Origin of the sequence: Pseudomonas sp. B14-6 (genome assembly GCF_013260315.1) — a bacterium.
GTDB lineage: Bacteria > Pseudomonadota > Gammaproteobacteria > Pseudomonadales > Pseudomonadaceae > Aquipseudomonas > Aquipseudomonas mandelii.
Genome location: NZ_CP053929.1, coordinates 2,385,242 through 2,406,430, shown reverse-complemented (window position 1 = coordinate 2,406,430; position 21,189 = coordinate 2,385,242). Strand labels below are relative to the sequence as shown.

Here is a 21,189-nt window from a genome sequence, read left to right as displayed (position 1 = left end):
ATTACTCTGCGGTATGTGCGTCGGTGGCGCAGGCGGGTTTGCCAGCAGCGTATTTAAGACTGGGGTCGACCAGCGCGTCGAAGCGTTTCAGCGCTTCGGAGCCGATCAAGAGCGGGTATTGGAAGGCGCTACGGTCGGTTAGGTTCACTTCGATACTGCGTAAAGCCGAACCCATGCAGATATCCAGCTCGATCACCGGACGGGCGGTGTACTTCTTGCCCTCTTCCGGGTCGTAGTCGCCGGCACGACGCTTGATCTTGCTGACGCGGGCCAGTGGCCGTTCGATGGGGTGCGAATGCGCTGCGTCGATGGCCAGATAGAAGCGCACCCAGGACTCGCCATTGCGTTTGAAACGTTTGATGTCGCGGGCACTCAGGGACGCTGTTTTCGCCCCGGTGTCGAGTTTGGCGGCGACTTCCAGGTTGATGCCGTCCAGGGAAGCATACTCGTTGAGGCCGTACACGGTCTTTTCCCCCGCCACGGCGAAACCGGGCAGGCAAAGAAGATAAAGGAATGTCGGGAGGGGCTTGAGTCTCATAAATCCTGGTGCGCAGCGGTCCGTACTTCAATTCAAGGCCCTGGCATCGCTGCGCAAGCTCCCTCGTATGCCTATCAACTATTTATGACAAGCCGTGCAGATGTCACAGACAAATGCGGGCGGCATTCTAGCACGGTGGGTTTATGGCGCCAGCGCTGGCGGGGGCTATAAACAGAAGGGCTGCTTTGTTGTGGTGCAGTCGGTTATTAGACGATTGTCGACAATACCTATTTATCCTTTGACTGTTGCGGCTGTTTTCGCTAGTTTTTGCGGCATTGGCTTTCAAGGTGTCGACAATATGCTGGATCAACTCGATCCCCCGGTGGTTACGCAAGACGAGTCGGAGACGCTTTCCGAAAACGTCTTCCGCCGCATTCAGGCGGCCATCGTCAAAGGCGAGATCGCCCCGGGCAGCAAGATCTCCGAGCCGGAGCTGGCACGCACCTACGGCATCAGCCGCGGGCCGTTGCGCGAGGCGATCCATCGACTGGAAGGCCAGCGCCTGCTGGTCCGCGTACCGCACGTCGGGGCGCGGGTGGTTTCGCTGAGCCATGCCGAGCTGCTGGAGCTCTACGAGATTCGCGAATCCCTCGAAGGTATGGCCTGTCGGCTGGCGGCCGAACGCATGACCGTCGAAGAAATCGACGAACTGCGCCGGGTCCTCGAAACCCACGAGCGCGATGAGGCGTTTCAGGCCGGCGTTGGCTATTACCAGCAGGAAGGCGACTTCGATTTCCACTACCGGATCATCCAGGGCAGCGGCAACCGCACCCTGACGCAGATGCTGTGCGGCGAGCTCTACCAACTGGTGCGCATGTACCGCATCCAGTTTTCCACCACGCCCAATCGCCCGCACCAGGCCTTTGCCGAGCACCACCGAATTCTCGACGCCATCGCCGACCGTGACGGTGAGCTCGCCGAGTTGTTGATGCGCCGTCACATCGGCGCCTCCAAACGCAATATCGCCCGTCACTACCAGGACGGCGCTAACCAGACAGCCACTGAACGAGGTGAGTCATGAGTTCCAACAAGAGCACTCCAGGCCAGCGTTTCCGCGATGCGGTCGCCAGCGAACATCCGCTGCAAGTGGTCGGCGCGATCAACGCCAACCACGCGCTGCTGGCCAAGCGCGCCGGTTTCAAGGCGATTTACCTGTCGGGTGGCGGGGTGGCTGCCGGCTCCCTCGGCGTGCCGGACCTGGGCATCACCGGCCTGGATGACGTGCTGACCGACGTGCGTCGCATTACCGACGTGTGCGACCTGCCGCTGCTGGTGGACGTGGACACCGGTTTCGGTTCCTCGGCGTTCAACGTCGCGCGCACCGTCAAGTCGATGATCAAGTTCGGCGCGGCGGCGATTCATATTGAAGACCAGGTCGGCGCCAAGCGCTGCGGTCACCGTCCGAATAAAGAGATCGTGTCGCTGCAGGAAATGGTCGACCGGATCAAGGCCGCCGTCGATGCGCGCACCGATGACAGCTTCGTGATCATGGCTCGCACCGACGCCCTGGCAGTGGAAGGTCTGGAATCCGCGCTGGATCGCGCCGCCGCCTGCATCGAAGCCGGCGCCGACATGATCTTCCCGGAAGCCATTACCGAACTGGACATGTACAAGCTGTTCGCCAACCGCGTGAAAGCGCCGATCCTGGCTAACATCACCGAATTCGGCGCGACGCCGCTGTACACCACCGAGCAACTCGCCGCTGCCGATGTGTCGCTGGTGCTGTACCCGCTGTCCGCTTTCCGCGCGATGAACAAGGCGGCGGAAAACGTCTACACCGCAATCCGTCGCGACGGCACGCAACAGAACGTGATCGACACCATGCAGACCCGCATGGAGCTTTACGATCGCATCGACTACCACACCTTCGAGCAGAAGCTCGATGCGTTGTTTGCCGCGAAGAAGTAACGAAAGCCCTGTAGGAGCGAAGCTTGCTCTGGGCGGCGATCCGACGAAGACGCACTGACATTCAACATTAATGTCGTCTGATACAGCGCTTTCGCGAGCAAGCATCGCTCCTACAAGTTTCCCTGACAAATTCAAGAAAAACTGGAGACAGCAATGGCCGAAGCAAAAGTACTCAGTGGCGCCGGGCTCCGTGGCCAGGTTGCCGGGCAAACCGCTCTGTCCACCGTGGGCCAATCGGGCGCCGGCCTGACCTATCGCGGCTACGACGTTCGCGAACTGGCGGCCGACGCGCAATTCGAAGAAGTGGCTTATCTGCTGCTTTACGGTGAATTGCCGACCAAGGCACAACTCGCCGCTTACATCAGCAAACTGGGCAAGCTGCGCGACCTGCCGCAAGCGCTCAAAGAAGTGCTGGAACGCATCCCTGCCGACGCCCACCCGATGGACGTGATGCGTACCGGTTGCTCGTTCCTGGGCAACATCGAGCCGGAGAAAGACTTCTCCGAACAACACGACGTGACCGACCGCCTGCTGGCCGCGTTCCCGGCGATCATGTGCTACTGGTATCGCTTCAGCCACGACGGCAAGCGCATCAGCTGCGTGAGCGACGAACAATCCATCGGCGGCCACTTCCTGCACTTGCTGCACGGCAAGAAACCGAGCGATTTGCACGTCAAAGTGATGAACGTTTCGCTGATCCTCTACGCGGAACACGAGTTCAACGCCTCGACGTTCACCGCACGGGTGTGCGCCTCGACGCTGTCGGACATGTATTCCTGCGTCACCGCGGCCATCGGTTCGTTGCGCGGCCCTCTGCACGGCGGCGCCAACGAAGCGGCGATGGAAATGATCGAGCGCTTCTCGTCGCCTGAAGAGGCCGTCGAGGGCACCCTCGGCATGCTGGCGCGCAAGGACAAGATCATGGGCTTCGGCCACGCGATCTATAAAGACAACGATCCGCGTAACGAAGTGATCAAGGGCTGGTCGAAAAAACTCGCTGAAGAAGTGGGCGACACCGTGCTGTTCCCGGTTTCCGAAGCCATCGACGCGACCATGTGGGAACAGAAGAAACTGTTCCCGAACGCCGACTTCTACCATGCGTCGACGTACCACTTCATGGGCATTCCGACCAAGTTGTTCACACCGATCTTTGTCTGCTCGCGCCTGACCGGCTGGGCGGCGCACGTGTTCGAACAGCGTGCCAACAACCGCATCATCCGCCCGAGCGCCGAGTATGTCGGCGTCGAACAGCGCAAGTTCGTGCCAATCGAACAACGCTGAATGGTGAAGGCCTGCACCGGGATCTGAACTCTACGCAGATCCCTGTAGGAGCGAGCCTGCTCGCGATGACGGACTGACATTCAAAATGGATGTCGACTGATTGACCGCTATCGCGAGCAGGCTCACTCCTACAGTGGATTGTGTGCATTTCAGGTGCTGTGCCAGGCCCCACCTTTTGAAACTACCGTGACCGAGTCCTGACGATGAACACTGAATTCCGTAAACCGCTGCCCGGCAGCCATCTGGATTACTTCGACGTCCGCGCGGCTGTCGAGGCCATCCAGCCTGGCGCCTACGACACTCTGCCGTACACCTCACGCGTGCTGGCGGAAAACCTGGTACGTCGCTGCGACCCGGCCACGCTCACCGAATCCCTGAAGCAATTCATCGAGCGCAAACGCGACCTCGACTTCCCGTGGTTCCCGGCTCGCGTGGTGTGCCACGACATCCTCGGCCAGACCGCGCTGGTCGACCTCGCCGGCCTGCGTGACGCCATCGCCCTGCAAGGTGGTGACCCGGCGCAAGTGAACCCGGTGGTGCCGACGCAGTTGATCGTCGACCACTCCCTGGCCGTCGAGCGCGGAGGCTTCGACCCGGAGGCGTTCGAGAAGAATCGCGCCATCGAAGACCGTCGCAACGAAGACCGTTTCCACTTCATCAACTGGACCAAAAAGGCCTTCAAGAACGTTGATGTGATTCCACCGGGCAACGGCATCATGCACCAGATCAACCTGGAGAAAATGTCTCCGGTGATCCAGGTACGTGACGGCGTGGCGTTCCCCGACACTTGCGTCGGCACCGACAGCCACACCCCGCACGTCGATGCACTGGGCGTGATCGCCATCGGTGTCGGTGGTCTGGAAGCCGAGAGCGTGATGCTCGGCCGTGCGTCGTGGATGCGTCTGCCGGAAAGCGTCGGCGTTGAACTGACCGGCAAGCTGCAACCGGGCATCACTGCCACTGACATGGTGCTGGCGTTGACCGAGTTCCTGCGCAAGCAAAAAGTGGTCGGCGCATGGCTGGAATTCTTCGGTGAAGGCGCCGCCGCGCTGACCCTCGGCGACCGCGCAACCATCTCCAACATGGCCCCGGAATACGGCGCCACGGCGGCGATGTTCTACATCGACCAGCAAACCATCGACTACCTCAAACTCACCGGCCGTGAAGACGAGCAGGTGCAGTTGGTCGAGAACTACGCCAAGCAAACCGGCCTGTGGGCTGACAGCCTGAAAGGCGCGCAATACGAGCGCGGCCTGACGTTCGACTTGTCCACCGTCGTGCGCAACATGGCCGGCCCGAGCAACCCGCACGCCCGCGTCGCCACCTCGGATCTCGCCGCCCAAGGCATCTCCGGTCAGTGGGACGACGTTCCTGGCCAGATGCCGGATGGCGCGGTGATCATCGCCGCCATCACCAGCTGCACCAACACCAGTAACCCGCGCAACGTGATTGCCGCCGGCCTGCTGGCGCGTAACGCCAACAAGCTCGGCCTGACCCGCAAGCCGTGGGTCAAATCGTCCCTGGCGCCGGGTTCGAAAACCGTGGCGCTGTACCTGGACGAAGCCGGCCTGACGACTGAGCTGGAGCAACTTGGTTTCGGCGTCGTGGCGTTCGCTTGCACCACGTGTAACGGCATGTCCGGTGCGCTGGATCCGGTGATCCAGCAAGAGATCATCGACCGCGACCTGTACGCCACCGCCGTGCTCTCCGGTAACCGCAACTTCGACGGCCGGATTCACCCGTACGCCAAGAACGCGTTCCTTGCTTCGCCGCCGTTGGTGGTTGCTTACGCCATCGCCGGCACCATCCGTTTCGACATCGAAAAAGATGTGCTGGGCCTGGACGCCGAAGGCAAGGAAATCCGCCTGAAAGACATCTGGCCGAGCGACGAAGAAATCGACGCCGTGGTCAAGGCGTCGGTCAAGCCGGAGCAGTTCCGTCAGGTCTACATTCCAATGTTCGCCATCCATGAAGACACCGGCCCGAAAGTCACGCCGCTGTACGACTGGCGCGAGATGAGCACTTACATCCGTCGTCCGCCGTACTGGGAAGGCGCGTTGGCCGGCGCACGTCCGCTCAAGGGCATGCGCCCATTGGCGGTGCTGCCGGATAACATCACCACCGATCACCTGTCGCCGTCGAACGCGATCATGCTGGACAGCGCGGCGGGTGAATACCTGGCGAAAATGGGCTTGCCGGAAGAGGACTTCAACTCTTACGCGACTCACCGTGGCGACCACCTGACCGCGCAACGCGCCACCTTCGCCAACCCGAAACTGTTCAATGAAATGGTTCAGGAAAACGGCAAGGTCAAGCAGGGTTCTCTCGCTCGCGTCGAGCCGGAAGGCAAAGTGATGCGCATGTGGGAAGCCATCGAAACCTACATGGAGCGCAAGCAGCCGCTGATCATCATTGCCGGTGCCGATTACGGTCAGGGTTCGTCCCGCGACTGGGCGGCCAAGGGCGTGCGTCTGGCGGGTGTCGAGGCGATTGCCGCTGAAGGTTTCGAGCGCATCCACCGCACCAACCTGGTGGGCATGGGCGTGTTGCCGCTGGAGTTCAAACCGGGCACCGACCGTCATACCCTGGCCATCGACGGTAGCGAAACCTACGACGTGATCGGTGAGCGCACGCCGCGTGCCGAACTGACGCTGGTGATCAACCGCAAGAACGGCGAACGCGTCGAAGTGCCGGTGACCTGCCGCCTCGACACCGCTGAAGAAGTGTCGATCTACGAGGCCGGCGGCGTGTTGCAGCGTTTCGCTCAGGACTTCCTCGAAGAATCGGCGGTTGCCGTTTAACACGATGAGTTCGGGCGGGACCCTGCGGTCCCGCTCGATCCTAAAAGGACCATCATGGCTCACGCACCTCAGATCAAAATCCCCGCCACCTACATGCGCGGCGGCACCAGCAAAGGCGTGTTTTTCAGCCTCAAAGACCTGCCCGAAGCGGCACAGATTCCCGGCCCGGCGCGCGATGCCTTGTTGCTGCGCGTGATCGGCAGCCCCGACCCTTACGACAAGCAAATCGACGGTATGGGCGGCGCAACGTCCAGCACCAGCAAAACCGTGATCCTGTCGAAAAGCACCAAGGCTGATCACGACGTCGATTACCTGTTCGGTCAGGTCTCGATCGACAAGCCTTTCGTCGACTGGAGCGGTAATTGCGGCAACCTGTCGGCTGCGGTCGGTTCGTTCGCCATCAGCAATGGTTTGGTGGACGCCAGCCGCATTCCGCAGAACGGCATCGCCGTGGTGCGTGTATGGCAGGCCAACATCGGCAAGACCATCATCGCCCACGTGCCGATCACTAACGGTGAAGTGCAGGAAACCGGCGATTTCGAACTCGACGGCGTGACCTTTCCCGCCGCTGAAGTGCAGGTCGAATTCATGGACCCTGCCGCGGAAGAAGAGGGTGGCGGCGGTTCGATGTTCCCCACCGGCAATCTGGTGGATGACCTGGAAGTGCCCGGTGTCGGGACTTTCAAGGCAACCATGATCAATGCCGGCATCCCGACGATTTTCGTCAATGCCGAAGACATTGGCTACACCGGCACCGAGTTGCAGGGGGCGATCAATGGCGATCCGAAAGCGCTGCTGATGTTCGAGACGATCCGTGCTTATGGCGCGTTGCGCATGGGCCTGATCAAGGACCTGGACGAAGCGGCCAAGCGTCAGCACACACCTAAGGTGGCCTTTGTGGCAAAGCCGGCGGACTACGTGTCGTCCAGCGGCAAAGCCATTGCGGCAGGGGATGTCGACCTGCTGGTACGTGCGTTGTCGATGGGTAAATTGCACCACGCGATGATGGGCACGGCGGCCGTTGCCATCGGCACGGCAGCGGCGATTACCGGCACCTTGGTCAACCTCGCGGCGGGTGGGATCGAACGCAATGCCGTGCGCTTCGGGCATCCGTCCGGCACCTTGCGGGTGGGCGCTGAAGCTAGCCTGGTGAACGGTGAATGGAAAGTGAACAAGGCCATCATGAGCCGCAGTGCGCGGGTGTTGATGGAAGGTTACGTCCGCGTGCCGGGTGATTCCTTCTAACAACATCTAACGCCTGTAGGAGCCAGGCTTGCCGGCGAAGGCGCCCTCAAGATCGCCTTCGCCGGCAAGCCTGGCTCCTACAGGTCCGATTTCAACAATAAGAATGTTGTAACCCATCGAGATTGATCCCTGAACCGAGGTCCCATCAACGAACCACTTCAAGAGTGAATCGAACATGAGCGCCAACGTCGACCTGAACAACCGCCCCGACTACGACACTGTCCTGCAGGACATTGCCGATTACGTCCTCAACTTCAAGATCGAGTCCGCCGAAGCGCTCGACACTGCCCGCAACTGCCTGATCGACACCCTCGGCTGCGGCCTGCTGGCCCTGCGCTTCCCCGAATGCACCAAACACCTGGGCCCTATCGTGGAAGGCACCATCGTCCCGTTCGGTGCACGCGTGCCAGGCACCCCATTCCGGCTCGATCCCGTCAAGGCGGCCTGGGACATCGGCTGCATCGTGCGCTGGCTCGACTACAACGACACCTGGCTCGCCGCCGAATGGGGCCATCCGTCCGATAACCTCGGCGGTATTCTCGCAGTGGCCGATCACCTGTCGCAAAAGCGCCTGGCCAATGGCGATGCGCCGCTGACCGTTCGCGCAGTGCTCGAAGCCATGATCATGGCCCACGAGATTCAAGGCGTGATCGCACTGGAAAACTCCTTCAATCGGGTAGGGCTCGATCACGTCATCCTGGTGAAAGTCGCCTCGACCGCCGTCACCGCCAAACTCATGGGCGCCAATCGCGAGCAGTTGCTGTCAGCGTTGTCCCATGCCTTCGCCGACGGCCAGGCGCTGCGCACGTATCGGCATGCGCCGAATGCCGGGTCGCGCAAGTCCTGGGCGGCGGGCGATGCGTCCAGTCGCGGTGTGCGCCTGGCGGACATGGCGATGCGTGGCGAGATGGGCATTCCCGGCGTGCTGACGGCGAAGCAGTGGGGCTTTTACGATGTATTGTTCAGCCACACCAACAACGATCTGGCGCTCAAGCCCGACGACAAACGCGCCTTCAGCTTCTCCCGCCCATACGGCACCTACGTGATGGAAAACGTGCTGTTCAAAATCAGTTTCCCCGCTGAATTCCACGCACAAACCGCCTGCGAAGCGGCAGTGACCCTGCATTCACAGGTTAGAAATCGTCTGCATGAGATCGACAAAATCGTCATCACCACCCACGAGTCGGCGATCCGGATCATTTCCAAGGTGGGCCCGCTGGCCAACGCTGCCGACCGCGACCACTGCATTCAGTACATGACGGCGGTGCCGCTGGCTTTCGGCAATCTGGTCGCCGAGCAGTACGAAGACAGTTTCCACGCGGCGCACCCGATCATTGATGTATTGCGCGAGAAAATGGTCATCGTCGAAGACCCGCAGTACACCCGCGAGTACCTCGAGGCGGACAAGCGTTCCATCGCCAACGCGATCCAGGTGTTTTTCAAGGACGGCTCCAGCACCGAGAAGGTCGTGGTGGAATATCCGATCGGGCATCGCCGTCGCCGCACCGATGGCATTCCGTTGCTGGAGGACAAGTTCAAGGCCAACCTGGCGACGCGCTTCACCGCCCAGCGCAGTGCGGAGATTTTTGCGTTGTGCAAGGATCAGGCTGTGCTGGAGGCAACCCCGGTCAATCGCTTCGTCGACCTGTTCGTGATCTGACACGAATTCCTGCAAAAGACAGGGGGGCGGCGATCCGACTTGCCGGCGACGGCGTATTTGCAGACGCCTTCGCCGGCAGCCTGGCTCCTGCAGGGGCGGCCGGCGTCAACCCTTGAGCCATTTTTCGACGGGTAATTTGGTGATGGCAAACCCGGTCAGCAGCACCGCCGAATACCCCATCAACTCCCGGGTCAGACTGTGCCCTTCATACCACGCGCCAATCACCACCGCGAACACCGGAAAAATAATAAACACGAACGACAGAATGATCGGGCTCAAGCGTTTGAGCAGCAAAAAGTAAACGATAAACCCGCCCACCGAGGCCACAAGTCCCAGATACAGCAAGGCGCCCCACGAGCGCGCAGTGATGTCTTCGAACACCGGAGCCTCAACGCTCAATCCCGCCACAAACAGCATCAAACCGGCCAGGCCGATGGGCAGCGTGTTGTAAGTAATCACACTGATCGCACTGCCTTGCTTCTTGGTGATGACGTAACACAGCGCATGCATGACCGCCGCCGCCAGAATCGCCAGCACACCGAACAATTCGGCATGGTCCAGGTGCAGCCCCTGGCTGCGGATAATCATGAACAGACTGCCAAAACCGATGGCGATGCCAATCACTTGCGAAGGGTAGATTTTCTGCCGCAGAAACACGGCGGAAAACAGCAGGATGAACACCGGCATGCAGCTGAACAGCAGCGCGGTCAGGCCGGACGACACGTGCATCTCGCCGTAGTTGAGCAAGTAATACGGCAGGCTGAAATACGACAGGGTGACGAACACGAAAAACCAGCGGCTTTGCCGGGGAAACAGCAGCGGCTCGCGACGCAGCAGGGCGAAGCTCAAAAACAGCGGAAAGGCGATCAGAAAACGCAGCCCGGCGGCGGTCAGCGGGGGCACACTTTCGACGGCAATCTTGATGCCCAGCCACGTCGTGCCCCAACTCAGGCAAACGATCAGGAACAGCACGCTGGTGACCCCTCCGGCCAGCCACGGTTTTCGGATACTGGAAAAGGCGCTGAGGGCCGTGGACATGATCGTGCTCCTTCGTCGTCGAAATTGACCCGGTTACCAAATAGGTCTATCGCTGATTGAACCTGTTTTCAGCACGCTATTCGGGATGGAAATGACTGTCAAAGTAAGTATTGCCACGGTGTCAATCTTGCGCGAAGGCCTGGCTCAGGGACGCGGCGTGAAGTACAAGCGCCTCGCCGAAGCCCTGGAAAAGAGTATCGGCGAAGGTTTGATCGAACCCGGCAGCAAGCTGCCACCCCATCGTCTTTTAGCAGACAGCCTGGGAGTGACCATCGGCACCATCAGCCGTGCCTATGGCGAACTGGAGCGGGTAGGGTTGGTCGTGGCTCGTGTAGGAGATGGCACCTATGTGCGTCAGCGGGGGATGGAGCGGGTGCGGGATGGCGGCTTTCGCAATGTCAGCGACGACCCACAGCCTTACTTCGATATGAGTCGGAATCAGCCGATTCCGGGGCAGGAAGGCGCTTTTCTGAGTCAAAGCCTGCAGGCCTTGGCCAGCGATCCATACACCTTGCAACTGCTTAGCGGTTATACGGCCGATGCCGGGTTGCCGCGCCATCGTGCGGCAGGTGCCCATTGGCTGCGGCATCAGGCCTTCGTGCCGAGCGCCGAGCAGGTTATTTGCGTCAATGGCGGCCAGCACGGCTTGCTCTGCGTGCTGATGGCGCTGCTCAAGCCCGGCGACACTCTGGTCACCGAGCAGTTGACTTACCCCGGGTTGATCAGTGTCGCCCGCATGCTCGGCATCAAGCTGATCGGTGTCGGGATGGATGACGAAGGATTGTTGCCCGAGTCTTTGTCGGAGGTTTGCCAGCATCATCGGGTATCAGCGGTGTACTGCACGCCGACCCTCCAGAATCCTACGGCGGCGGTGATGTCCGTCCCGCGACGTGAGGCGATTGCCGAGGTCTGTCGCCAACATAATCTGCTGATCATCGAGGACGAAGCCCACGCCGTGCTCGCGCAGCAGCGTCCGTTGCCCTTGAGCCACTTTGCCCCGGAGCGTTCGGTGTTGATCGGCAGTCTGAGCAAAGCGGTTTCGGCGGGTTTACGGGCGGGTTATCTGCATGCGCCGCAACCGTTGATCGGACGTTTGAGCGCGGCGGTGCGCGGGACGTGCTGGATGGCGAGTCCGCTGTCGATGGAGCTGGCGACGGCGTGGATCGAAAACGGTATCGCCGAGCAGTTGCTGGGGCAGCAGATTGCTGAAATCAGTCGCCGCAAGCGTTTGGTCAGCCCCATGTTAGAAGAGGTCGGGTACAAGACTCATCCCCACAGCCCACACTTCTGGATCGAAGTGCCCGAACCGTGGCGAGCATCGCAGATTGCGGCGGAGCTCAAGCAGAACAATTACCTGGTGGCCACCGCGGAAGCGTTTGCGGTCGGGCATGCCGCAGTGCCGCAATTCATTCGGGCGAGTGTGTGTCATTCAGCGGGGGATGATCGGTTGTTGCTGCAGGGGTTTGAAGCATTGGCGAGGGCATTGGCGGAGACCGTGTAATCGTTTTTCGCGAGCAGGCTCGCTCCCACAGTGGATCTCTGTCGTACACAAACTTTGTGTCCACTGGAGATCAACTGTGGGAGCGAGCCTGCTCGCGAATGCGCTATAACGGGCGCCGCAGAACTATTTGAACCGCCGCTCCACCCCTTTCTCCACCAGGATTTTCGCCGAAATCTCTTCCACCGAAAAATGCGTGGAATTGATGTTCGCAATGTTCTCCCGGCGGAACAGGTTCTCCACCTCGCGCACTTCAAACTCGCACTGGGCGTAGCTCGAATAGCGGCTGTTGGGCTTGCGCTCGTTGCGGATCGCGGTGAGACGATCCGGGTCGATGGTCAGGCCGAACAGCTTGTGCTGGTGGGCGCGCAGTGCGGTGGGCAGTTGCAGGCGTTCCATATCGTCTTCGGTCAGCGGGTAGTTGGCCGCGCGGATGCCGAATTGCATCGCCATGTACAGGCACGTCGGTGTCTTACCACAACGCGACACGCCCACTAGGATGAGGTCGGCCTTGTCGTAATAATGCGTGCGCGCGCCGTCGTCATTGTCGAGGGCGAAGTTCACCGCCTCGATCCGCTCCATGTAATTGGAGTTGGTGCCGATGGAGTGGGATTTGCCGACGGTGTAGGAAGAATGCTCGGTCAGTTCCTGTTCAAGCGGCGCCAGGAAGGTCGAGAAAATGTCGATCATGAAACCATTGGACGTGGCGAGGATCTCACGGATGTCCTGATTGACGATGGTGTCAAAGATAATCGGCCGGAAACCGTCGGTTTCGGCGGCTTTGTTGATTTGTTGTACCATGGCCCGCGCTTTATCCACGTTGTCGATGTACGGACGCGTGAATTTGCTGAAGGTAATGTTTTCGAACTGCGCCAGGAGGCTTTGGCCGAGGGTTTCGGCTGTGATGCCGGTGCCGTCGGAAATAAAGAAAGCAGATCGTTTCATTTGCACCTTGGGCCTTAAGCTAGTGACGAATCTTGGATATGATAGGCGCGATTTGCCGGCCGCCAGTGGCCCGCATTCTCACTTATTTTCCAGGTCCAGGCCATACAGCTGGCAAACGCTCCCCCGAGCGCCCGGCTTCTGAGCTTTTCCAACACAGTTAGTGGAGAGATCACCTTGGTAGAGTACGTAGTTTCCCTCGATAAGCTCGGCGTCCATGATGTAGAGCACGTAGGGGGCAAGAACGCATCCCTGGGCGAGATGATCAGTAACCTCGCAGGTGCCGGTGTATCGGTGCCCGGTGGCTTCGCCACGACAGCTCAGGCTTATCGTGATTTTCTGGAACTGAGCGGCCTGAACGATCAGATCCACGCCGCCCTCGACGCCCTGGACGTCGACGATGTCAACGCCCTGGCCAAGACTGGCGCCCAGATCCGTCAATGGATCATGGAAGCCGAATTCCCCGAGAAACTCAACGCCGAGATCCGCACTGCGTTCGCCACGCTGTCGGCCGGCAACCCTGACATGGCCGTGGCCGTGCGTTCTTCCGCTACCGCCGAAGACCTGCCGGACGCTTCCTTCGCCGGTCAGCAGGAAACCTTCCTGAACATCCGTGGTGTCGAAAACGTTATTCGCGCCGCCAAAGAGGTGTTCGCCTCCCTGTTCAACGACCGCGCGATTTCCTACCGCGTCCACCAGGGCTTCGACCACAAGCTGGTTGCCCTGTCGGCTGGCGTGCAGCGCATGGTCCGCTCCGAAACCGGCACCGCCGGCGTGATGTTCACCCTCGATACCGAGTCGGGCTTCCGTGACGTGGTGTTCATCACCGGCGCCTACGGCTTGGGTGAAACCGTCGTACAAGGCGCGGTGAACCCGGATGAGTTCTATGTCCACAAAGGTACGCTGGCCGCCGGTCGTCCGGCCATCCTGCGTCGCAACCTGGGCAGCAAGGCCATCAAGATGATCTACGGCGAAGTCGCCACGGCCGGCAAGTCGGTCAAGACCATCGACGTGGACAAGGCCGATCGCGCCCGTTTCTGCCTGACCGACGCTGAAGTCAGCGAACTGGCCAAGCAAGCGATGATCATCGAGAAGCACTACAAGTGCCCGATGGACATCGAATGGGCCAAAGACGGCGACGACGGCAAGCTCTACATCGTTCAGGCCCGTCCTGAAACCGTGAAGAGCCGCACTCAGGCCAACGTCATGGAACGTTACCTGTTGAAAGAAACCGGCACCGTGCTGGTTGAAGGTCGCGCCATCGGCCAGCGCATCGGCGCCGGCAAGGTCCGCATCATCAAGGACGTGTCCGAGATGGACAAGGTCCAGCCAGGCGACGTTCTGGTCTCCGACATGACCGACCCGGACTGGGAACCGGTCATGAAGCGCGCCAGCGCCATCGTCACCAATCGTGGCGGCCGTACTTGCCACGCGGCGATCATCGCTCGCGAGCTGGGCATCCCGGCCGTGGTCGGTTGCGGCAACGCCACCCAGCTGTTGCAAGACGGCCAGGGCGTGACTGTTTCCTGCGCTGAAGGCGACACCGGTTACATCTTCGAAGGCGAACTGGGCTTCGACATCAAGAAAAACTCCGTCGATGCCATGCCTGATCTGCCGTTCAAGATCATGATGAACGTCGGTAACCCGGACCGTGCATTCGACTTCGCGCAACTGCCGAACGCCGGTGTGGGCCTGGCCCGTCTGGAATTCATCATCAACCGCATGATCGGCGTGCACCCCAAGGCGCTGCTGAACTACGCCGGGCTGCCGCAGGACATCAAGGACAGCGTCGACAAGCGCATTGCCGGTTACGACGATCCGGTCGGTTTCTATGTCGAGAAACTGGTTGAAGGCATCAGCACCCTGGCCGCTGCGTTCACGCCGAAAAAGGTCATCGTGCGTCTGTCGGACTTCAAGTCCAACGAATACGCCAACCTGATCGGCGGCAAGCTCTACGAGCCGGAAGAAGAAAACCCGATGCTGGGTTTCCGTGGCGCCTCGCGTTACATAAGCGAATCTTTCCGCGACTGCTTCGAACTCGAATGCCGTGCCCTCAAGCGCGTGCGCAACGAGATGGGCCTGACCAACGTCGAAATCATGGTGCCCTTCGTCCGTACCCTAGGCGAAGCCAGCCAGGTCATCGATCTGTTGGCGGAGAACGGTCTGAAGCGTGGCGAAAATGGTCTGCGCATCATCATGATGTGCGAGCTGCCGTCCAACGCCATCCTCGCTGAAGAGTTCCTCGAGTTCTTCGACGGCTTCTCCATCGGCTCCAACGACCTGACCCAGCTGACCCTGGGCCTGGACCGTGACTCCGGGATCATCGCGCACCTGTTCGACGAGCGTAATCCGGCGGTCAAGAAGCTGCTGGCCAACGCGATTCAGGCCTGCAACAAGGCTGGCAAGTACATCGGCATTTGCGGTCAGGGCCCTTCGGACCACCCTGATCTGGCCAAGTGGCTGATGGAGCAGGGCATCGAAAGCGTTTCGCTGAACCCCGATTCCGTACTGGAAACCTGGTTCTTCCTGGCTGAAGGTCAGGCTTCGGCTTGATGGTGTGAGTGAAGCCCCGGCCGCTTTAGTGGCTGGGGCTTTAAGATTCAAGTAGGGCGGGCTCCTCTGGAAGCCGCCCTTTTTTGTGCAAGAGCATTATGCAAAGCAGCAGCAACCTATTTCCTGTCGCCCTGATCAGCGCCGAGCGTCGCGGCGATCTGAGCGAAGATGTCTATCGTTTGAAACCTGGCAACAGCCCTGACGGCACCGTCGAACTGGCTGTGACGCGTCTTGGCATGGCTGATGAATCGTCCGTGCGTGGCGTGCCGGTGATTTTGTTGCACGGCAGCTTTTCCAATCGCCGGTTCTGGTTCTCGCCGAAAGGACTTGGGCTGGGCGCCTACCTGACGCGCCTGGGATTCGATGTCTGGATTCCCGAAATGCGCGGTCACGGCCTGTCCCAGCGTAATCAGAACTACCGCAAGAACCGTGTTGCCGACTACGCCCGTTACGATCTGCCGGCCATTGGCGCGTTCGTTCGCGAGCAGAGTGGTCAGGTCCCGCACTGGATCGGTCACTCGCTGGGCGGCATCACATTGGCGGCGGCACTGGGTGGTGAATACATTGGCGAGCCTGTCGTGGCGTCGGCGGCGTTCTTCGGCACGCAGGTCAGTCGCACCTACTGGCCGTTGAAAATTCCACCGGTGGAGTGGAGCGGGCGCTTCATTCTCAAGCGTTTCGCCCAACTGTCCGGTTCGCGGCTCAAGCGTGGCCCGGAGGACGAGCCGATTGGCCTGGCCCTGGAAAGCATGCGTTGGTATGGCCTGTTCGGGCGCTTCGGCGATTCGGAGAAGGACTGGTGGGCGGGATTGGCCGACGTTCAAATACCGGTGCTGGCCGTGAGTGCCGCTGGCGATCACCAGGATCCGGCATGGGCGTGCCGCAAGTTGTTCGATCAAATGGGTTCCGAACACAAGCAATTCATCAACCTTGGCCGCGAGCAGGGCTTTGGCGATAATTTCGGTCACGTGGAAATGCTCGTCAGCAAAGCCGCCCAAACTGAAGTCTGGCCGTTGGTAGCGCGCTGGCTGGCTGATCAGCAAACGCCTTTACTGGGAGAAAAGCCGGATTTGGCCACGGCAATCTGAGCCTGATGCTCTAACAAGGGCATTTCGCTCTGTTCGGCTTGAGGCTAAGATATGACGCATTGAGCTGTTCCGGTCACTTTGCGACACACTCGATTGTCTTCCTCTCTACAGGAGTTTCTCGATGAACCATTACCTCACGCCTGACCTGTGCGACGCCTACCCGGAGCTGGTGCAGGTGCTGGAACCGATGTTCAGCAATTTCGGCGGCCGTGATTCTTTCGGCGGCGAAATCGTGACCATCAAGTGCTTCGAAGACAACTCGCTGGTCAAGGAACAAGCCGAGCTCAAGGGCAATGGCAAGGTGCTGGTGGTCGACGGTGGCGGTTCCCTGCGTCGTGCCCTGCTGGGCGACATGATCGCCGAGAAAGCCGCGAACAACGGCTGGGAAGGGCTGGTGATCTATGGTTGCATCCGTGACGTCGACGTCATTGCGCAAACCGACCTGGGGGTTCAGGCACTGGCGAGCCATCCCATGAAGACCGACAAGCGTGGTATCGGCGATCTCAACGTGGCGGTGACCTTTGCGGGCGTGACCTTCCATCCAGGCCATTACATCTACGCGGACAACAACGGCGTGATCATCTCGCCAAGCCCGCTGAAGATGCCTGAATAAAGCGCAAGACCAACAAAGGGGTGAGGATGTTCGAGGAAGAAAACGCGCAGTGGGGGCTGGTGCATGCCCTGGTGCTGGATGGTAAAGGCGGTGCGCGTTCGATAGCCCGGACTGAACTCGATGACTTGCAGCTACAGGCCCATGAAAGCCTGTGGCTGCACTGGGATCGCAGTCACCCGCAAACCCAGACCTGGCTGCGCAAATCCAGCGGTCTGAGTGAATTCAGCTGTGACCTGCTGCTCGAAGAGAACACCCGTCCGCGCCTTCTGCCGCTGCCGGACTCCGAACTCCTGCTGTTTCTGCGCGGGGTCAACCTGAACCCGGGCGCAGAACCGGAAGACATGGTCTCGGTGCGTATCTTCGCCTCAGCCCAGCGTGTGATTTCCCTTCGCCTGCGTCCATTGCGCGCCACTGATGAGTTGCTGGTGACGCTGGCCGAAGGCAAAGGTCCGAAAACCGCCTCCGAACTCATCCTTTATATGGCTCAGTACCTCACCCATAAGGTGCAGGATCTGGTCAGTTGCCTCTCGGAAGTGGTCGATGAGGAAGAAGAAAAACTGGATGCCGACGAACGGTATACACCCGAGCACGGCGCCATTTTGCAGATCCGTCGACGGGCTGCTGCACTGAAACGTTTCCTTGCTCCGCAGCGGGAAATTTTCGGACAGCTGACGCGGATAAAACTGCCCTGGTTCGTCGAAGACGATGGCGATTACTGGAACGAATTGAACAACAGCCTGACCCGATATCTTGAGGAGCTGGAATTGACCCGGGAGCGGGTGGGGCTGGTCCTCGAGGCTGAAGACCGACGTTTGAGCGTGCGCATGAATCGCACGATGTACCGCTTCGGGATCATCACCGGGATCTTTTTGCCGATGAGTTTTCTGACCGGTCTTCTGGGCATCAACGTCGGTGGAATTCCATTCTCCGCCAGCCCTTATGGGTTCCTGATCGCGTGCCTGATGATGGTTTCGGTAGCGCTCGGACAGTGGTGGTTATTTAGACGTTTGCGCTGGGTGTGACGATGAGCCATGTGACCCGGGCAAATTTGACCGCGTCTTTCACAGACATCACGAGAGGTGCGTATGCACGATCCGTTTGAACAGTCTTTGCGCGACATGCTGAACGCCTCGCCGTCCACCCGTGACGACGATGCGTGCCTTGGGCGTGTCCTGAAAACCGCCAACCGCCAGGTCGGCGCTGGCGATCTGTTCAGCCTGCTGGGCCGCTGGTTGCCCGCGCTGATGATTGCCCTCAATAACGGCTCGGCCCACGTCTCGCCGGTATCCCGCCACCGTAAACCTACCGTTCGCACCGCTGATAAGGCTGATTGAATATGGAACTTGATCTCTGGACACAGAGCCTCGTCACTGCAATGACTGCGTTATGGACCAAGGTGGCCAATTTCATCCCGAACCTGTTCGGCGCGCTGGTTGTGCTGCTGTTGGGTTTCGTCGTTGCGAAACTTTTGGATACTTTGCTGTCGAAGTTGCTCGCCAAGCTGGGCCTTGATCGCCTGATGGGCGGCACCGGTCTGACTAAATTGCTGTCCCGGGCCGGCTTGCAAGTGCCGATCTCGACCCTGATCGGAAAGATTGTCTATTGGTTCGTTCTGCTGATTTTTCTGGTTTCTGCCGCAGAGTCCCTTGGACTTGAGCGAGTTTCGGCTACGCTTGACATGCTTGCGCTGTATTTGCCGAAAGTATTTGGCGCCGCGCTGGTGCTGCTGGTGGGTGTGTTGCTGGCGCAACTGGCCAATGGGCTGGTGCGTGGTGCCGCAGAGGGCGTAGGGCTGGATTACGCTGCGGGCCTTGGGCGAATTGCCCAGGGGCTGGTAATTATCATCAGTATTTCGGTCGCGATCAGCCAGTTGGAGGTCAAGACTGACCTGCTCAACCACGTGATTGTGATCGTTTTGATTACCGTTGGTCTGGCAGTTGCGCTGGCCATGGGATTGGGAAGCCGGGAAATTGCCGGTCAGATTCTTGCGGGAATCTATGTGCGTGAGTTGTATCAGGTTGGGCAACAAGTGCGTGTTGGCGAGGTCGAAGGTCAGATCGAAGAGATCGGCACGGTTAAAACCACATTGCTGACCGATGAGGGTGAGCTAGTCTCTCTCTCCAATCGGATCCTCCTGGAGCAGCATGTGAGTAGCCGCTAACCCGGCAAACCCTGCTAATGTATGCCGCCGCAAAGTGCCCTGTAAGGGCTGCGGCGGACATTGACCTGACTGTCGGCCCGACTTGTTTTGAATAAAGCTCAATCGCTCTCCACGCGCTACGACCCCCGCGAGCTCTCTGATGAGGAGTTGGTCGCGCGCTCGCATACCGAGCTGTTTCACGTAACACGCGCCTATGAAGAACTGATGCGGCGTTACCAACGAACATTATTTAACGTCTGCGCACGATATCTGGGGAACGATCGCGACGCGGACGATGTCTGTCAGGAAGTGATGTTGAAGGTGTTGTATGGCCTGAAGAACTTCGAGGGAAAATCGAAGTTCAAAACGTGGCTCTACAGCATCACGTACAACGAATGCATCACACAGTATCGGAAGGAACGGCGAAAGCGTCGCTTGATGGACGCTTTGAGTCTGGACCCCCTCGAGGAAGCGTCTGAAGAAAAGACGCCGAAACCCGAGGATAAGGGTGGACTTGATCGCTGGCTGGTGTATGTGAACCCGATTGACCGTGAAATTCTGGTGCTACGATTTGTCGCAGAGCTGGAGTTTCAGGAGATCGCAGACATCATGCACATGGGTTTGAGTGCAACAAAAATGCGGTACAAACGCGCTCTAGACAAATTGCGTGAGAAATTTGCAGGCATTGCTGAAACTTAGTTCGGCGCAAATATCTCTTACGTGTAGGCAAGTTCTGATAGACTTGCCGCCGAGTTGTCCCCCGGTTTGCGGGACTGCTTCACAATCACCAGATGGGGATTTAACGGATGAAACTGAAAAACACCTTGGGCTTGGCCATTGGTTCTTTGATTGCCGCCACTTCGTTCGGCGCTCTGGCACAAGGCCAAGGCGCAGTTGAAATCGAAGGCTTCGCTAAGAAAGAACAATTCGACAGCGCTCGTAACTTCAAGAACAACGGCAACCTGTTCGGCGGCTCGATCGGTTACTTCTTGACCGACGACGTTGAACTGCGTCTGGGCTACGACGAAGTGCACAACGTTCGTTCCGACGACGGTCGTAACATCAAGGGCGCTAACACCGCTCTGGACGCTCTGTACCACTTCAACAACCCAGGTGACATGCTGCGTCCTTACGTCTCTGCCGGTTTCTCGGACCAGAGCATCGACCAGAATGGCAGCAACGGCCGCAACCGTTCGACCTTCGCCAACGTTGGCGGCGGTGCCAAGCTGTACTTCACTGACAACTTCTATGCCCGTGCTGGCGTTGAAGCTCAGTACAACATCGACCAAGGCGACACCGAGTGGGCTCCAAGCGTCGGTATCGGTGTGAACTTCGGTGGCGGCTCCAAGCCTGCTGCTGCTCCAGTTCCAGCACCAGCTGAAGTCTGCTCCGACAGCGACAACGATGGCGTTTGCGACAACGTTGACAAGTGCCCGGACACCCCAGCCAACGTAACTGTTGACGCTGATGGCTGCCCAGCAGTTGCTGAAGTTGTTCGTGTTGAACTGGACGTGAAATTCGACTTCGACAAGTCGGTAGTCAAGCCTAACAGCTACGGCGACATCAAAAACCTCGCTGATTTCATGAAACAGTACCCATCCACCACCACTACTGTTGAAGGTCACACTGACTCCGTCGGTCCTGACGCTTACAACCAGAAACTGTCCGAGCGTCGTGCAAACGCCGTTAAGCAAGTTCTGACCAACCAGTACGGTGTTGAATCGACCCGCGTTCAGTCTGTTGGCTACGGCGAATCCCGCCCAGTTGCTGACAACAAAACTGAAGCTGGCCGCGCTGTAAACCGTCGCGTAGAAGCGCAGGTTGAAGCTCAAGCTAAGTAATTAGCCCGCAGCTCTGAGAAAAGCCCGGCTTAGGCCGGGCTTT

18 protein-coding genes are annotated in these 21,189 nt (G+C 59.4%); 15 read left to right on the top strand and 3 right to left on the bottom strand.

From position 1 onward, the window contains the following. Position 1: 1 nt before the first annotated feature. The gene (locus HP062_RS10885) at positions 2-538 is read right to left on the bottom strand and encodes an ATP-dependent zinc protease (protein ID WP_010456553.1); all 537 of its coding nucleotides are present in this window, start codon (positions 536-538) and stop codon (positions 2-4) included. Positions 539-836: 298 nt separating this feature from the next. On the opposite strand from HP062_RS10885, the gene HP062_RS10880 reads away from it, so the two are divergent. The 6 genes from HP062_RS10880 (at position 837) to prpD (ending at position 9,433) form a co-directional block, all read left to right on the top strand. Then, positions 837-1,559: a GntR family transcriptional regulator gene (locus HP062_RS10880; protein WP_010456551.1), complete on the top strand. Its 723-nt coding sequence runs from the start codon at positions 837-839 to the stop codon at positions 1,557-1,559. Beyond that, positions 1,556-2,446: a methylisocitrate lyase gene (gene prpB / locus HP062_RS10875; RefSeq protein ID WP_010456549.1), complete on the top strand. Its 891-nt coding sequence runs from the start codon at positions 1,556-1,558 to the stop codon at positions 2,444-2,446. Before HP062_RS10880 ends, prpB begins: the two co-directional genes overlap by 4 nt. A 153-nt stretch (positions 2,447-2,599) precedes the next feature. Next, entirely contained in the window at positions 2,600-3,727 is a 1,128-nt protein-coding gene (gene prpC, locus HP062_RS10870) for a 2-methylcitrate synthase (protein ID WP_077748190.1), read from the top strand. 203 nt (positions 3,728-3,930) lie between these two features. After that, on the top strand, positions 3,931-6,528 hold the full coding sequence (gene acnD / locus HP062_RS10865; RefSeq protein ID WP_010456544.1) for a Fe/S-dependent 2-methylisocitrate dehydratase AcnD: 2,598 nt from the start codon (positions 3,931-3,933) through the stop codon (positions 6,526-6,528). 54 nt (positions 6,529-6,582) lie between these two features. Next, a complete protein-coding gene (prpF, locus tag HP062_RS10860; protein ID WP_010456542.1) occupies positions 6,583-7,773 on the top strand; it encodes a 2-methylaconitate cis-trans isomerase PrpF in 1,191 nt (396 codons plus the stop codon). 175 nt (positions 7,774-7,948) lie between these two features. Then, complete coding sequence (gene prpD, locus HP062_RS10855; protein ID WP_172791399.1) at positions 7,949-9,433, top strand: 2-methylcitrate dehydratase; 1,485 nt, start codon at positions 7,949-7,951, stop codon at positions 9,431-9,433. 105 nt (positions 9,434-9,538) lie between these two features. Here prpD and HP062_RS10850 read toward each other — a convergent pair whose 3' ends face one another. Beyond that, a complete protein-coding gene (locus HP062_RS10850) occupies positions 9,539-10,426 on the bottom strand; it encodes a DMT family transporter (protein ID WP_172792567.1) in 888 nt (295 codons plus the stop codon). Between the two features lie 136 nt (positions 10,427-10,562). Here HP062_RS10850 and HP062_RS10845 point away from each other — a divergent pair, with 136 nt between their 5' ends. Further along, on the top strand, positions 10,563-11,972 hold the full coding sequence (locus HP062_RS10845) for a PLP-dependent aminotransferase family protein (protein ID WP_102594104.1): 1,410 nt from the start codon (positions 10,563-10,565) through the stop codon (positions 11,970-11,972). Between the two features lie 123 nt (positions 11,973-12,095). Here HP062_RS10845 and HP062_RS10840 read toward each other — a convergent pair whose 3' ends face one another. Further along, positions 12,096-12,914 carry a pyruvate, water dikinase regulatory protein gene (locus HP062_RS10840; RefSeq protein ID WP_172791398.1) on the bottom strand — a complete coding sequence of 273 codons (819 nt, stop codon included), beginning with the start codon at positions 12,912-12,914 and terminating at the stop codon, positions 12,096-12,098. A gap of 174 nt (positions 12,915-13,088) precedes the next feature. Between HP062_RS10840 and ppsA the strand changes: the two genes are divergently transcribed. The 8 genes from ppsA (at position 13,089) to HP062_RS10800 (ending at position 21,146) form a co-directional block, all read left to right on the top strand. Further along, a complete protein-coding gene (gene ppsA, locus HP062_RS10835) occupies positions 13,089-15,464 on the top strand; it encodes a phosphoenolpyruvate synthase (protein WP_010456532.1) in 2,376 nt (791 codons plus the stop codon). A 98-nt stretch (positions 15,465-15,562) separates the two neighbouring features. After that, complete coding sequence (locus HP062_RS10830; RefSeq protein WP_172791397.1) at positions 15,563-16,552, top strand: alpha/beta fold hydrolase; 990 nt, start codon at positions 15,563-15,565, stop codon at positions 16,550-16,552. Positions 16,553-16,673: 121 nt separating this feature from the next. Continuing rightward, positions 16,674-17,165 (top strand): ribonuclease E activity regulator RraA, encoded by a 492-nt coding sequence (rraA, locus tag HP062_RS10825; RefSeq protein WP_010456528.1) that lies wholly within the window; start codon positions 16,674-16,676, stop codon positions 17,163-17,165. A 26-nt stretch (positions 17,166-17,191) separates the two neighbouring features. After that, positions 17,192-18,187: a zinc transporter ZntB gene (locus HP062_RS10820; protein WP_083376059.1), complete on the top strand. Its 996-nt coding sequence runs from the start codon at positions 17,192-17,194 to the stop codon at positions 18,185-18,187. A gap of 63 nt (positions 18,188-18,250) precedes the next feature. Then, complete coding sequence (locus HP062_RS10815; protein WP_007944521.1) at positions 18,251-18,499, top strand: hypothetical protein; 249 nt, start codon at positions 18,251-18,253, stop codon at positions 18,497-18,499. Positions 18,500-18,501: 2 nt separating this feature from the next. Continuing rightward, positions 18,502-19,326 (top strand): mechanosensitive ion channel domain-containing protein, encoded by an 825-nt coding sequence (locus HP062_RS10810; RefSeq protein WP_008027407.1) that lies wholly within the window; start codon positions 18,502-18,504, stop codon positions 19,324-19,326. A gap of 87 nt (positions 19,327-19,413) precedes the next feature. Then, positions 19,414-20,004 (top strand): RNA polymerase sigma factor SigX, encoded by a 591-nt coding sequence (sigX, locus tag HP062_RS10805; protein ID WP_010456518.1) that lies wholly within the window; start codon positions 19,414-19,416, stop codon positions 20,002-20,004. Positions 20,005-20,111: 107 nt separating this feature from the next. After that, positions 20,112-21,146: an OmpA family protein gene (locus HP062_RS10800; protein WP_010456516.1), complete on the top strand. Its 1,035-nt coding sequence runs from the start codon at positions 20,112-20,114 to the stop codon at positions 21,144-21,146. Positions 21,147-21,189: the final 43 nt, after the last annotated feature.